This is a genomic window from Paracoccus wurundjeri, from assembly GCF_030678915.1.
Taxonomy (GTDB): Bacteria; Pseudomonadota; Alphaproteobacteria; order Rhodobacterales; family Rhodobacteraceae; genus Paracoccus; species Paracoccus onubensis_A.
The window spans coordinates 69,219-82,650 of the sequence record NZ_JAUUTZ010000014.1; the positions used below are offsets into that span (position 1 = coordinate 69,219).

General features: G+C 61.2%; 12 protein-coding genes, 1 tRNA gene and 1 pseudogene. 7 read left to right on the forward strand and 7 right to left on the reverse strand.

Going from position 1 to position 13,432, the window contains the following annotated elements; all coding sequences use genetic code 11:
- Positions 1-35: 35 nt before the first annotated feature.
- Positions 36-737 carry a rhomboid family intramembrane serine protease gene (locus tag Q0601_RS14660; protein ID WP_305290600.1) on the reverse strand — a complete coding sequence of 234 codons (702 nt, stop codon included), beginning with the start codon at positions 735-737 and terminating at the stop codon, positions 36-38.
- A gap of 75 nt (positions 738-812) precedes the next feature.
- On the opposite strand from Q0601_RS14660, the gene trpS reads away from it, so the two are divergent.
- Positions 813-1,847: a tryptophan--tRNA ligase gene (trpS, locus tag Q0601_RS14665; protein ID WP_305290601.1), complete on the forward strand. Its 1,035-nt coding sequence runs from the start codon at positions 813-815 to the stop codon at positions 1,845-1,847.
- A gap of 255 nt (positions 1,848-2,102) precedes the next feature.
- On the opposite strand, the pseudogene gfa reads toward trpS, so the two are convergent.
- Both gfa and Q0601_RS14675 read right to left on the reverse strand, forming a co-directional pair.
- Positions 2,103-2,684, reverse strand: a pseudogene (gene gfa / locus Q0601_RS14670) (S-(hydroxymethyl)glutathione synthase); the annotation flags it as partial.
- 168 nt (positions 2,685-2,852) lie between these two features.
- A tRNA-Leu gene (locus Q0601_RS14675) sits at positions 2,853-2,939 on the reverse strand.
- A 141-nt stretch (positions 2,940-3,080) separates the two neighbouring features.
- On the opposite strand from Q0601_RS14675, the gene lipB reads away from it, so the two are divergent.
- On the forward strand, positions 3,081-3,725 hold the full coding sequence (gene lipB, locus Q0601_RS14680; protein WP_305290649.1) for a lipoyl(octanoyl) transferase LipB: 645 nt from the start codon (positions 3,081-3,083) through the stop codon (positions 3,723-3,725).
- A 6-nt stretch (positions 3,726-3,731) separates the two neighbouring features.
- Here the strand turns inward: lipB and Q0601_RS14685 are convergent, their stop codons facing one another.
- From Q0601_RS14685 to Q0601_RS14695, 3 genes are all read right to left on the reverse strand, one after another.
- A complete protein-coding gene (locus Q0601_RS14685; RefSeq protein WP_305290602.1) occupies positions 3,732-4,547 on the reverse strand; it encodes a helix-turn-helix domain-containing protein in 816 nt (271 codons plus the stop codon).
- Between the two features lie 283 nt (positions 4,548-4,830).
- The gene (locus Q0601_RS14690; RefSeq protein ID WP_305290603.1) at positions 4,831-5,064 is read right to left on the reverse strand and encodes a hypothetical protein; all 234 of its coding nucleotides are present in this window, start codon (positions 5,062-5,064) and stop codon (positions 4,831-4,833) included.
- A 279-nt stretch (positions 5,065-5,343) separates the two neighbouring features.
- Positions 5,344-6,255 (reverse strand): LysR family transcriptional regulator, encoded by a 912-nt coding sequence (locus tag Q0601_RS14695; protein ID WP_305290604.1) that lies wholly within the window; start codon positions 6,253-6,255, stop codon positions 5,344-5,346.
- A 124-nt stretch (positions 6,256-6,379) separates the two neighbouring features.
- On the opposite strand from Q0601_RS14695, the gene Q0601_RS14700 reads away from it, so the two are divergent.
- The 5 genes from Q0601_RS14700 (at position 6,380) to prfB (ending at position 12,596) form a co-directional block, all read left to right on the forward strand.
- On the forward strand, positions 6,380-7,321 hold the full coding sequence (locus Q0601_RS14700; RefSeq protein ID WP_305290605.1) for a ring-cleaving dioxygenase: 942 nt from the start codon (positions 6,380-6,382) through the stop codon (positions 7,319-7,321).
- A gap of 52 nt (positions 7,322-7,373) precedes the next feature.
- Positions 7,374-7,913, forward strand: coding sequence for an NADPH-dependent FMN reductase (locus Q0601_RS14705; RefSeq protein ID WP_305290606.1), 540 nt, complete (start codon positions 7,374-7,376; stop codon positions 7,911-7,913).
- 28 nt (positions 7,914-7,941) lie between these two features.
- On the forward strand, positions 7,942-8,706 hold the full coding sequence (locus Q0601_RS14710) for a VOC family protein (protein ID WP_305290607.1): 765 nt from the start codon (positions 7,942-7,944) through the stop codon (positions 8,704-8,706).
- Positions 8,707-8,892: 186 nt separating this feature from the next.
- Entirely contained in the window at positions 8,893-11,280 is a 2,388-nt protein-coding gene (gene pheT, locus Q0601_RS14715) for a phenylalanine--tRNA ligase subunit beta (RefSeq protein WP_305290608.1), read from the forward strand.
- 188 nt (positions 11,281-11,468) lie between these two features.
- Positions 11,469-12,596, forward strand: coding sequence for a peptide chain release factor 2 (prfB, locus tag Q0601_RS14720; RefSeq protein ID WP_305290609.1), 1,128 nt, complete (start codon positions 11,469-11,471; stop codon positions 12,594-12,596).
- A gap of 138 nt (positions 12,597-12,734) precedes the next feature.
- Here the strand turns inward: prfB and Q0601_RS14725 are convergent, their stop codons facing one another.
- Positions 12,735-13,346, reverse strand: a complete 612-nt coding sequence (locus tag Q0601_RS14725; RefSeq protein ID WP_305290610.1) for a GNAT family N-acetyltransferase — start codon at positions 13,344-13,346, stop codon at positions 12,735-12,737.
- Between the last annotated feature and the right edge of the window lie 86 nt (positions 13,347-13,432).

Consider the following 13,432-nt stretch of genomic DNA (forward strand, 5'->3'; position numbering starts at 1 on the left):
ACGATTTTCATCAAAACCTGACAGGGTTGAACACCCTATCGCTGACGCAAATGCCCCAGCGCCCGCGTCATGCCGCCATCCACCAGAACGAAGCTTAACCCGAAGCCGACCGCGAAACCGGCGATCTCGGCGATCCAGCCATAACCTGCGCCACCGAAAACGATACCGAAGACAAGCTGAAACAGCAGCAGCATCCCGATCAGCGTAAAGGCACGGAAACGGTTCGCGTTCACCGCCGCGAGCCTTGTCCACAGCAGAAAGGTAAAGGCCCCCACAAGCCCGTATACCGCCGGATATCCGCCGACCAGTACCGCAGGCCGGGCGGGAAGATACGACATGACAACCGTATAAACCAACGCCCCGCCCAGCGCCGAGCCCAGATACAGGGCGATGACGGCCCATGCCCGGAACTCCCGCGCGACCATATTTCCAAGCGCCAGCGTGAAGGCCAGCACGAGCAGGGCCTGCGTGAATGAAGCATTCACGAACGGATAAGCCACAAGCCGGTGGATCTGCCTCCAGTCGATCGTCCCGACGCTCCACATCCGCTGCACCAGTTCTGGGGCATAGGCGCTCATTTGCAGTCCGGCCAGTCGCAGCCCGATCCCCTCGGCCCCGCCGATCAGCCCAAGCCGCCCCAAAGCGAATACCGCCTCTGAGGCGATAACCGGCATCGCGAGCATCCAGACGACGGCCGGCAGCGGATTGACGGGAGATTCATTCATCCCTTGGTGCATGGTCGTTCCTTCACGGTTGCGGTTGCTGCGGGCAACAGCTAAGCCAGCCCCGATCAAATTCCAAGCAGGCTTGGCATGAGCGAGACAGTAAATCAGGGGTTCACCCCGCGCATCTTTTCCGGAATCCAGCCCTCGGGCGGTTTGACGCTTGGCAATTACCTTGGCGCACTCAAGCGCTTTGCGGCACTGCAGGGCGAGAAGGCCGAGACGATCTATTGCATCGTCGATCTGCACGCGATCACCGTCTGGCAGGAACCGGAAATCCTGCGCCAGCGCATCCGCGAAGGCGCCGCGGCCTTCATGGCCTCGGGCGTCGATCCGGCGCAATCGATCCTGTTCAACCAGTCGCAGGTCCCGGCCCATGCCGAGCTGGCCTGGCTGTTCAATACCGTGGCGCGGGTCGGCTGGATGTATCGGATGACCCAGTTCAAGGATAAAGCCGGCAAGAACAGCGAAAACGCCAGCCTTGGCCTGCTGGCCTATCCAGCCCTGATGGCGGCGGATATCCTGGTCTATCAGGCCACCGCCGTTCCCGTGGGCGAGGATCAGAAACAGCATCTGGAACTGACCCGCGATATCGCCGCCAAGTTCAACCATGATTACGGCGTACAGCATTTCCCGATGACCGAACCGCTGATCGAAGGGGCGGCCACGCGCGTGATGTCGCTGCGGGACGGTGCCAAGAAGATGTCGAAATCCGATCCTTCGGATGCCAGCCGGATCAATCTGACCGACGATGCCGACGCCATTGCGCAAAAGATCCGCAAGGCCCGCACCGACGCCGATCCGCTGCCAGGCTCGGCCGAGGGCCTGAAGGACCGTCCCGAGGCGCGCAATCTGGTCAATATCTTCGCCGCTCTTTCGGATCAGACGCCAGATCAGGTTCTTACCCGGTTCGAAGGGCAGGGATTCGGCGCCTTCAAGCCTGCCCTCGCCGAGCTTGCCGTCGAGACATTGTCGCCGATCACCCGCAGGATGGGCGAGTTCATGGCCGATCCCGGCGAGATCGACCGCATTCTGGGACAGGGCGCCGAACGGGCCGAAGCAGTCGCGACGCCTATCCTTGATCGCACGAAAGAGATCATGGGTCTGCTGCGAAGCCGGAACTGACCGGGAACCATTCGGGCAAGGTCATTTCCACGCGGAAGCGCCTGCCCGACAAACAGGCATCGCCCGGTTCTTGCCAACCGCAGGAACCGAGCGTTGCAGATCAGGACAGAAGGGCATTACGCCCTATCTCTGACCACCGCCGAAAAGCCTGCTCAGCAGCCTGCCAAACAGCGATTCGCCCTGCCCGGCGGGCGGCGGCGGCGGCGGGGTCGCCGACTCCTGTTGAGGCGCAGAGGATGCATTCTGACTTGCCGCGGCAGGCGCGGATGCCGACTGCTTTGCGACATGAGTTGCAATCGCATCCATCAATGGCGGCGACAGCGTGTCATAGGGATGAAGCCCCAATTCGCGCAGACGCCCCCGGATGCCATCCATCCGCGACGGATCGACACCCGATTCGATGACCGAACTGACGAAAGCCGCGAATTCCGGCGCGGACCAGCCCTGCTCCTTGGACAATTCCGTATGCACGAAATCAAGACCGTAGAACGGATGGCCCTGATTCTCGATCCGCCCATACATATGCACCCCGCAATCGCGGCAACGGTATCGCTGAATCGGCGCCTGGGTATCCACGATCTCCAGTTTGTCGCCGTTCTCCAGCACCTCGACCGCATCCCGGGACACGACCGCAACCTGACTGAAGATCGCGCCTTCAGGTTTCCAGCACTTGGTGCAGCCGCATACATGGTTATGCGCGGTTTGCGCCCCAACGCGGATTTTCACTGGATTATCAGTGCAATGACAACTCAGGACGCCTCCGGAAAAATCCGGGCTGCCTTGTTTTATGCCGTTGTCGACGGCGGGATGAATCAACACCCCTTCGGTATTTGCCATGGTCCTCTCCTCCGATGACCAGATGGCTTCAGCCTCGCCCGGACGGGAAGGATCAGCAAGTCAGCGGAAAGTGGCAGAAATACCGCAACTAAAAAACGAATTCACATGTGGGGCTAGCACCCCCCTGAAAAGGAAAAGGATTATTTTTCCGCTACTTAGGGGTGTATTTGGTGCGGTCGAGAAGACTCGAACTTCCACTCCGGTTAAGGAACAGCGACCTCAACGCTGCGCGTCTACCAATTCCGCCACGACCGCATCCGGGCAGTGCCGAGGGTCATAACCGAGCCATTGCGGGATGAAAAGGGGAATTTTGCAGCTATGACCGCGAAACTGCCGCGGCGTGCGCCGGTGCCACAATGGCTTGACTGCGGAGCTGCTTCGGGTCAGATCGCGGATATGGTTGAATGGATACACAGCAGCGGCCTGACCGGCTACCCGGAAGCCGAAAGCTTCATGGAAAGCAGGGTCGCCGCCATAGCCGCAGGCACGGCGGATGAAGCCGTCTGGCTGGTCGAGCATCCTGCGCTTTATACCGCCGGAACCAGTGCCCGGACCGAGGATCTGCTGAAGGCGCGCTTTCCGGTGTTTCAGACGGGGCGCGGCGGGCAATATACCTATCACGGCCCGGGGCAGCGCGTCGCCTATGTGATGCTTGACCTCAATCGCCGGGGTCGTGACATCAGGCGCTTTGTCGCGAATCTTGAAGCCTGGATCATCGGGGCGCTGGCAGAATTCGGCGTTACCGGAGAAATCCGGCAAGGCCGGGTCGGGGTCTGGGTGCCGCGCCCCGAAAGGCCGCCGCTGCCGGATGGCACGCCTCGCGAAGACAAGATCGCCGCAATCGGCGTCAAGCTGCGCCGATGGATCAGTTTTCACGGGGTTTCGATCAATGTCGAACCCGATCTGACCCATTACGACGGCATCGTGCCATGCGGAATCAGCGGGCATGGCGTGACCAGCCTTGTCGATCTTGGCCTGCCGGTCACCATGGAGGATCTCGATCTGGCCCTGAAGCGCAGTTTTGCGGTTCAGTTCGGATAGGCACGATCAGAATGTTTCGCCTGCGGGGAAGATATAGGGCCGGATCCGGGTCGGCACATCCTCCCATGCGATGAAGGACGGCAGGCGGGCAACCCGCATCACATCCGTCCAGCCGCCCTCGATCCGGGAAATGATGCTACGGCTGACGCGGTGGCAATCGGGCCGCTCTGCGCGTGCGATCATGCTGAAACCGGCGGCAAAGCTGCCGGTCACGGTATCGACCGGTTCGAAATAACTGACCGAGACCACCCTTGATGGCTCGTGATGAAAACTGATGCTTGCATAGCCGACCCGCTGCCTGAGCAGCATTCCCCGGAATTCCCGCGCCTGACCCCGATAATTCTTCTTGTCGAAATAGGTTAATACAGGATCATAGCCCCGGATCACCCGCGCATGATTCAGCGAAGCGATCTTGATCAGCATCTTCACGGCACAGTCCGGCCGCGCGAATGCCCGGCGCCAGAACTGGTAGATACCGTCGGGCAATCCGGTATTGTCATCGAAATAGGCCTGATCCGATGCGCAATAGGTGATCGCCTCGTTCATGGCCGACGGATTGGGGACAATAGCCGCAAGTTTGCCTGCGCCCGCGCCGATCATTTCAAGTTGGCCGGGGGTCAGACGCTCGGTCACGATCCGGGCATCGACGTCGAAATAATCGCAGATGCGTTTGAGAACATTCGGCTTGGGAAAGGATTCGGAGCGAAGATACCGTCCGAACTGGATGCGGTTGATATCCAGATCCTCCGACACCTGAGCCTGCGACCCCCGCAGGGCTGTCAGGTTGCGCAGATTTTGACCAAAGACCTCGAGAACAGACATGGCTACATAACACAAGTTAAGACAACACTACCATGTCATAACTGGCCAGAATGTCATAGTGCAAAGCATAGCAAACCCGCTAAAGCAGCGATAACTCGCTTTAGCGGGTCGCATCGGAAGAACGCGAACTTGCGTTGGGGGACAATGATCGCGCAGATATTTCCGATATCTTACAGTTACTTGCATTACCGGACAATCTAAGGACGGAACCGCCAGCCCAGTACCGCGCCTTTATCGCCCTACAGCTGTGAACGTTGTTTGCCCTCCTCCCTTTTTACCAAATTCAACTCTTGACCCGGAAATTCTGGATTCTTGCTGCGATCTCCATCAACTCGCCGATTTTCTTTGCGGGAACCCGCTTCGCGAGCGCAAAAGCGACGGCTTCGATCTGACGGCCCGCATCGCTCAGAACCCGCTGCTCGAGATCCAAAGGCGCATATAGCACATAGGCTTTCTTTCCTGCCGAGGACTTGTTGTTGGGATTATCTCGCGCTCCTGCGCCGATCATCATACTCATCATTCACCATATAATTGCGGTTGTCATGCTGCAGCCAATATTAGGTCAGCATTCCTGTCCATACCGCCAATTAGTCGTTATTTCCCGGATTTCACTGCGACATTCTGTCCATGCAGTGGCGCGATCCGGCTTGTCATGACACTAAATTAACCAAGATTCATCAATCTGAACAGATTCTCATTTGTTACTGTCCGATACAGTTCCGTTGGCAGGACAGGCCCATAACCCGGGGGGCGACGAACAAGCCATTGTTCAGGAAGATCGTTTTTCCGTTCAGATTTACGTGCCATGCATTTTCGCATGCCATGGCGGCGTCCCGGCGAATGCATTGACCAGATGATCGACGAATAGTCTGACCTTGCGCGGCATCGGCCTGATTGGCGGCCAGACCGCCGATACGGGCAAAGGCTCAAGCGGCAGGTCCGGCAGAACGCGCCCAAGCCGCCCTTCACGGATCGCGTCATGAACGATGAACAGCGGCAACAGCGCAAGGCCCAGCCCACCGATCGCCAGATCACGCATGGCGTCGCCGTTATTTGCCATGACCCTCCCGGGGCGGGGTCGGGGAAAATCGGCATTCAAAGGCCACAACTCGCCCAGCCGGACATTCAGATAGCCGATGATCTCGTGCCGCGGCAGATCAGAGATACCGGTCAAGGGGCCGTGCATGGCCAGATAATCAGGGCTGGCCACCAATACCCGCGGGTCCTCACACAACCGGCGCGACATCAGCGTGCTGTCCTTCAGATGACCGATCCGCAGCCCCACATCGAAGCCCGACCGGCCCATATCGGTGATCTGGTCGTCGTAATCCAGCACGATCTCCAGTTCCGGATGGGCACGGGCGAAACCTGCGATCACCGGGCCAAGATGACGGATCCCGAAGCTCATCGGCGCGGAAATCGCCAGACGTCCCCGAAGTTCTGCCTCGGAACCGGTCACGCTCTCGGTGGCGGCGATCAGTTCCGCCAATGCCGGGCGCAGCCGCTCGGACAGGGCCAATGCGTTATCGGTCGGGGCGATCCGCCCGGCATGGCGCGTAAACAGGGGCACGCCCAAAGCCTTTTCGAAATCGGTGATCCGCTTGCTGACAACCGATTTCGACAGATCGGCGCGCGCCGCCGCGCCCGAAATGCTTCCCGCATCCAGTACCGCCAAAAATGTCTCGATATCGATGATGGACCAGTTCATGATGGGAACAATAGCGCAGCCGCAGCCGTTCGCAATATCCGAACGCGGCGTTGCCCGGCGGACGGGTGCCACGAACAAACCCGCTGCGCCATATTGCGGTCAGACAAGGGAAAGGAGCCGCATCATGCAGCTTACAGGAATCCACCATCTGACCGCGATCACCGCCGACGCGGCCGGCAACAACCGCTTCTATACCGGCACGCTTGGCCTGCGCCGGGTGAAAAAGACAGTCAATCAGGACGATACGTCAGCTTATCACCTGTTCTTCGCCGACGGCGCGGGCAGCCCCGGCACCGATATCACCTTTTTCGACTGGCCCGTGGCCCGCGAATATCGCGGTACGCATTCGATCAGCCGCACCGGGTTGCGGGTGGCCGAGAACAGCCTTGATTACTGGGCCGGGCGTCTGCGCGATGCCGGAGTCGGCACCGGCCGGATCGTCACGCTTGACGGTCGCGCCAGCCTTGACGCCGAGGATCCCGAGGGCCAGCGCCTGCGGCTTGTGGCGGCACCCGAAGGGAATTCTGTCGCATGGGAGAAAAGCCCGGTTCCCGCCGAACATCAACTTCGCGGACTGGGTCCGATCACCATTTCGGTTCCCGAACTCGGGCCGACCGAAGCACTGTTGACCCATGTGATGAACATGCGGCAGGTCCGCGATTATCCCAGCCCGGACGGCGAAGGTCAGGTCCATGTCTTCCAGATGGGCGAAGGCGGCGCGGCGGCCGAATTGCATGTCGCCGTGCAGCCCGGTCTTCCGGTCGCGCGTCAGGGCGCGGGCGCGGTGCATCACGTCGCCTTCCGCGTGCCCGACAAACCCGCACTGACCGAATGGGCCAACCGGGTTGCGGATTTCCGCGTTCCGAATTCGGGCGAGGTCGAGCGATATTACTTCAGGTCGCTTTACTTCCGCGAACCCGGTGGCAATCTGTTCGAGATCGCCACGGACGAACCGGGATTCGATGTGGACGAGCCGCGCGAAACCATGGGCGAGGGGCTGTCGCTGCCGCCCTTCCTCGAACCGAAGCGCGCCCAGATCGAGGCGGGGTTGAAACCGCTCGACTAACCGAACCGCCCGGGGCCACGCGCCCCCGGCACGATGAAAGGAAGAACACCACATGACCACCATCCTCGGCCTCAGCGGCAGCCTGCGCCGCGCTTCGTTCAACGCGGGCCTGCTGCGCGCCGCGCAGGAGCTTGCCCCCGAAGGCGTCAGCATCACTATTGGCTCGATTGCGGATGTGCCGCTTTACGACGGCGATGCGGAAGCGGCGGATGGCACGCCCCCCGCGGTGGCCGAACTGAACCGGCAACTGGCCGGGGCCGATGGTCTGTTGCTGGTCTCGCCCGAATATAACAACGGCATTCCCGGCGTGTTCAAGAATGCCATCGACTGGATGTCCCGCGGCGAAGGCGGCAAGAATTTCCGCGGCAAGCCCGTCGCCGTCACCGGCGCCTCGCCCGGCAATTTCGGGACCGCCCATGCGCAGAGCCACTGGCTGCCGGTGCTGCGCACGCTTGGCGCGAAGCAATGGCACGAGGGGCGGCTACTGGTGTCCCGCGCGGGCGATATGTGCGATGCCGAGGGTAACCTGACCGACGACAAGACCCGGCAAAGGCTGGCCGATTTCATCGCCGGCTTCGCCGCCAGCCTGTGACGGATCGCAATTGACCGGGAAAGATGCCATGAGCACGAAAACCATCGACCATATCGCCCTGACGGTACGTGATCATGCCCGCATGGCGGATTTTTACCGCACCGCGCTGGGCCTTGAGCCACTGGGCGAAGAAAACGGAATAACCCGGCTGGGTGCCGGATCGCGTGTTCTTCTGGAACTGCGCCATGATCCCGCCGCGACACCACGCGATCCTCATCAGGCGGGGCTGTTCCATACCGCTTTCCTGTTACCCTCGCGCTCCGATCTGGCCGACTGGATGCGCCACGCCGCAGAAAGCGGGCTTCGCCTGACCGGCGCGTCCGATCACGGCGTCAGCGAAGCGATCTATCTTGACGATCCCGAGGGCAACGGAATCGAGATCTATTTCGACCGCCCGGAATCAGAGTGGAACCGCGATGGCGACCGGGTCGAGATGTATACCCGGCGACTGGACTTGCAGGAACTGTTGGCGAATGCGACCGGCGCGAACTGGAAAACCGCGCCTGAAGGCACGGTGATCGGCCATGTCCATCTGCAGGTCGGCGAACTCGATACTGCCGATGATTTCTTTCGCGGCGAACTGGGCCTGACCCGCAGCTTCGACGCGCCTGGTGGGGCATGGTACGGCTGGAACGGTTATCATCACCATCTGGCCGGGAATATCTGGAACAGCCGGGGCGCGGGGCCGCGCGATCCGAATATGGCCGGATTGGCGGAAATCGTGGTGAACAGCCCGGATGCCTCCGGGCAGATCCTGCAGGACCCTTGGGGCACCCGCTTCCGCATGATTTAAGCGGAAGCGCCCCCCGGAAATTCTCGTTTCTCCGACTGTATCCGGTATTTCTTCTTTGCCCAAATACCTGAAAAATCCGGCCGTATCGCGACAGGACCGGCCTCTCTTCCGGCGATATCAGCCTGCCCCCTACCAATCCCCGCAACCTTGCGCTAGGAGACCAGGGCAAAACATGACGGTTGCGATATGAAATTCACGCTTTCCTGGCTCAAAGAACATCTCGACACCACGGCGACGCTGGATGAGGTCACCGAAGCACTAACCGATCTCGGTCTTGAGGTTGAAGAGGTCTCGGATCCCGCCTCGAAACTGGCGGCGTTTACGCTGGCCCGCGTCACCCATGCGGAACAGCATCCCGATGCCGACCGGCTGCGGGTTTGCCGCGTGCTGACGGATGAGGGTGAAAAGCAGATCGTCTGCGGTGCGCCTAACGCACGCGAGGGAATCACCGTCGTGCTGGCCAAGCCCGGCGATTACGTGCCCGGCATCGACGTGACGCTTGGCGTCGGCAAGATCCGGGGCGTCGAAAGCCACGGCATGATGGCCTCGGAACGCGAGCTGGAACTGTCGGACGAGCATGACGGCATCATCGAGCTGCCCTCGGGCGAGGTCGGGCAGAAATTCGTCGACTGGCTGGCTGCCAATGCGCCGGAAAAGATCGACCCGATGATCTATATCAAGATCACGCCGAACCGCCCCGACGCGCTTGGCGTGCGCGGGATCGCCCGCGATCTGGCGGCGCGTGGTCTGGGCCGGATGAAACCGCTGCGCGAAGCGAAGATCGAACCGGCCTTCCCCTGCCCCATCAATGTGACGATCCAGCCCGAAGTGGCGGACAAGGCGCCGTTCTTCGCCGGCCGTGTCCTGCGCGGGGTCAAGAACGGTCCCAGCCCGGAATGGCTGCAAAAGCGCCTGACCGCGATCGGGCTCAGGCCGATCAACATGCTGGTCGATATTACCAATTTCTTCACCTATGACCTGAACCGCCCCCTGCATGTCTTCGACGCCGCCAAGGTGAAAGGCGATCTGACCCTGCGTGCCGCGCAAGAGGGCGAAGAGATCCTTGCGCTTGACGACAAGACCTATCGCCTGCCTGCGGGCGCGGTGGTCATCTGTGACGAGAATGGCCCCGAAAGCATCGCGGGCGTGATGGGCGGCGCGGCATCCGGTTCGGATAGCGACACCACCGAAGTCTTTATCGAAGCGGCCTGGTTCGACCCGATCAGCACCGCCGCGACCGGGCGGGCCCTGAAGATCAATTCCGATGCCCGCTACCGTTTCGAACGCGGCATCGATCCGGAATTCACCTTGCAGGGGCTGGACCTTGCCACGCAGATGGTGATCGAGCTTGGCGGCGGCGAACCCTCCGCGGTGGTAACGGCGGGCGCGGTGCCCGATACGTCCCGCGCCTATCGCCTCGATCCTTCCCGGACATCCAGCCTTGTCGGGTTGGAAATCCCCGAAACGACGCAGCGCGCAACATTGGAAGCCCTTGGCTTCCGGCTGGAAGGCGAGATGGCACATGTGCCTCCCTGGCGGCCCGATGTTCTCGGCGAAGCCGATCTGGTCGAGGAAATCGCCCGTATCGCCAGCCTTTCCGGTTTGGAAAACAAGCCCTTGCCGCGTATCGATGCCGGGGTACCGAAACCGATTCTGACGCCATTGCAGATCCGCGAGAATGCCGCGCGGCGTCAGGCGGCGGCGCTTGGCTATAACGAATGCGTCACCTACAGCTTCATCGATCAGGCATCGGCGGCCTTGTTCGGTGGTGGACAGGATGCGGTCCGGGTCGAGAATCCGATCAGCAGCGAGATGACCCATCTGCGCCCCGATCTGCTGCCCGGCCTTCTTGCCGCCGCCGCCCGCAATCAGGCGCGCGGCTTCGCCGATCTGGCCCTGTTCGAGATGGGGCCGGTCTTCTTCGGCGGCGAGCCGGGCGAACAGGCGATCCAGCTTTCCGGGCTTCTGGTCGGCGCGAATGCCCCGCGCGATCCGTTCGGCAGCCGCCGCAAGGTCGATCTTTACGACGCCAAGGCCGATGCCGAAGCGGTTCTGGCCGCCATCGGCGCCCCCGCAAAGGCTCAGATCAACCGCAAACTGGATGGCTGGTGGCATCCGGGCCGGGCAGGCAATATCGCGCTTGGCCCCAAGGTTCTGGCGACATTCGGCGAAATCCATCCCCGCATCCTGCGTGACATGGATGTCAAAGGCCCCGCGGTCGGTTTCACCATCCGCATCGCCGAAATTCCCTTCCCCAAGACGAAAACCGCAACCCGGTCCGCGCTGGAGAACTCGGAACTGCAAGCGGTCGAACGCGACTTTGCCTTTGTGGTCGATCCACAGGTCGAGGCCCTGACCCTGGTGAACGCCGCGCAGGGCGCAGACAAGGCCCTGATCGAACAGGTGACGGTCTTCGATCAGTTCACCGGTCTGGATGACGGCCGCAAATCCATCGCCATCACCGCCCGCCTTCAACCGCGCGACAAGACCCTGACCGACGCCGAGATCGAGACTGTCAGCCAGAAGATCATCGAAAAGGTCCAGAGGGCGACCGGCGGCGTGCTGCGAAGCTGACGGCGCCAACGCCTCCTTTCGGCGTGGCACTTCCAATCAAAATGCCCGCCCCCTCCCTTCTTCTTTGTCCAAATACCTAGGGGTTTGGGGGCTGGCCCCCAATTGCCACCGCCGGGGCTATCCCCTTGCCGTAAGCCTTGCCGCACGGTAACACCCTTGACCTGATCCTGATGAACTGGAGCCTGCCCATGCGCGCCGAGACGCAGTCCACAATCGAAGCGATCCAACGCACCCTGACCCTTCTGGGGCAGCGGATGGACGTGGACACGGCCCCGCACCGCCTGGAAGAGATGAACGCGATGATCGAGGCCGGCGATCTGTGGTCCGATCCCGCGCGCGCGCAAAAGCTGATGCGCGAAAGGCAGGCTCTGGTCGACGCCATCGAGACATTCAAGCGGATCGAAACCGATCTGGCCGCCAATGCCGAGATGGTCGAACTGGCCGAGGAAGAGGGCGACGAGGAACTGGTCTCCGAGGCGGAATCCAACCTGAAATCGCTGGCCGGACTGGCCGCGCAGAAGGAACTCGAAGCCCTGCTGAACGGCGAGGCCGACGCAAATGACACCTTCCTTGAAATCAATGCGGGCGCGGGTGGCACCGAAAGCTGCGACTGGGCGTCGATGCTGGCGCGGATGTATGTCCGATGGGCCGAGAAAAAGGGCTATGAGGTCGAACTGATGAGCGAAAGCCCCGGCGAAGAGGCCGGGATCCGCAGCGTCGCCTATAAGATTTCCGGGCATAACGCCTATGGTTGGCTGAAATCGGAAAGCGGCGTGCATCGGCTGGTGCGGATCAGCCCCTTCGACAGTTCGGCCCGGCGGCATACCTCGTTCAGTTCCGTCTGGGTGTATCCGGTCGTCGATGAGAATATCGAGATCACGGTGCCCGATAACGAGATCAGGATCGACACCTATCGGTCATCCGGCGCGGGCGGACAGCACGTCAACACGACCGATTCGGCGGTGCGGATCACCCATATTCCCAGCGGTATCGTCGTCACCAGCTCCGAGAAATCGCAGCACCAGAACCGCGCCAATGCCATGGCCGCACTGAAATCGCGCCTGTATGAAATCGAGCTGCGCAAGCGGACCGAAAGCATTCAGGCCCAGCATGACGCCAAGGGCGATGCGGGCTGGGGCAACCAGATCCGCTCCTATGTGCTGCACCCTTACCAGATGGTGAAGGATCTGCGCACCTCGCAGGAAACAAGCGATACGCAGGGTGTGCTTGACGGTGATCTGGACGCCTTCATGGCCGCGACCCTTGCGATGGATGTGGCGGGCAAAAGCCGGGCCGAGGCGCAGTCCGACGATTGATTGCTTTCAGAGGATTGCGGTTAACCGGTTTCAGGGGATCGCGTCCCGCGATGGCCGGGGGCTTTGCCCCCGGACCCCCAAAGGTATTTCTGCAAAGAAGAAATGCGTTTATCCGAATCCGATACCCGGCGACGTGCTTTAGCCAGGCAGAACGGGCAGGCAGGGGATATGCGGCGCTGCGGTCTCCGGCAGCAGCCCACTGATGCGCGGATCCGGCATGATCTCGATCTGACAACGAAACGGCACGAAGCCCGAGCGGCGATAGAACCCAACCGCGCCGGGATGATCCATCGTACAGGTATGTACCCAAAGCCGGGACAATGGCCGCGACCACGCGATCTCCAACGCGCGGTTCATCATCCATCGCCCTGTTCCGCTGCCGACAAGCCCGGCGGACAGGCCGAAAAACGCCAGTTCGCATTCGCCATCCGTGCGGAAATCCAGCTCTAGCAGGCCACTGCCTTCGGGTGTGTCCAGCCTGCGAATCTCGACCCGGGAATCATGGATGATGGAGGTCAGCTTTTCGTCCGTCATCAGCAGCCGTGAACACCACAACCAGTCCTCGCCCACAAGGCGAAACAATGCGCGATAGGCCCCGGGATCGGGATCACGCCAAAGCGCGAGCCGCAGATCGGATGCAGGATATTCGGGCCGAGGCGCCGGCGCCGCGCGCATTTCAAGCGACGTCACAACCGTCGCGATATGATCGTTCGGGACATCGTGGAAACCCGGGCCGAGAATGGGTGGCATTGCTGTCTTTCCTTATGAATCGTATCGGCTGCATAGCACTGGCCAAAGCCGGCTTATCACAGATAATATAATGAAATTAAACTATT

Excerpts from the sequence above, each read along its gene's own strand:
- Q0601_RS14660 (WP_305290600.1), bottom strand. The coding sequence starts at position 737 with ATGCACCAAGGGATGAATGAATCTCCCGTCAATCCGCTGCCGGCCGTC.
- trpS (WP_305290601.1), top strand. The coding sequence starts at position 813 with ATGAGCGAGACAGTAAATCAGGGGTTCACCCCGCGCATCTTTTCCGGA.
- lipB (WP_305290649.1), top strand. The coding sequence starts at position 3,081 with ATGGTTGAATGGATACACAGCAGCGGCCTGACCGGCTACCCGGAAGCC.
- Q0601_RS14685 (WP_305290602.1), bottom strand. The coding sequence starts at position 4,547 with ATGTCTGTTCTCGAGGTCTTTGGTCAAAATCTGCGCAACCTGACAGCC.
- Q0601_RS14690 (WP_305290603.1), bottom strand. The coding sequence starts at position 5,064 with ATGAGTATGATGATCGGCGCAGGAGCGCGAGATAATCCCAACAACAAG.
- Q0601_RS14695 (WP_305290604.1), bottom strand. The coding sequence starts at position 6,255 with ATGAACTGGTCCATCATCGATATCGAGACATTTTTGGCGGTACTGGAT.
- Q0601_RS14700 (WP_305290605.1), top strand. The coding sequence starts at position 6,380 with ATGCAGCTTACAGGAATCCACCATCTGACCGCGATCACCGCCGACGCG.
- Q0601_RS14705 (WP_305290606.1), top strand. The coding sequence starts at position 7,374 with ATGACCACCATCCTCGGCCTCAGCGGCAGCCTGCGCCGCGCTTCGTTC.
- Q0601_RS14710 (WP_305290607.1), top strand. The coding sequence starts at position 7,942 with ATGAGCACGAAAACCATCGACCATATCGCCCTGACGGTACGTGATCAT.
- pheT (WP_305290608.1), top strand. The coding sequence starts at position 8,893 with ATGAAATTCACGCTTTCCTGGCTCAAAGAACATCTCGACACCACGGCG.
- prfB (WP_305290609.1), top strand. The coding sequence starts at position 11,469 with ATGCGCGCCGAGACGCAGTCCACAATCGAAGCGATCCAACGCACCCTG.
- Q0601_RS14725 (WP_305290610.1), bottom strand. The coding sequence starts at position 13,346 with ATGCCACCCATTCTCGGCCCGGGTTTCCACGATGTCCCGAACGATCAT.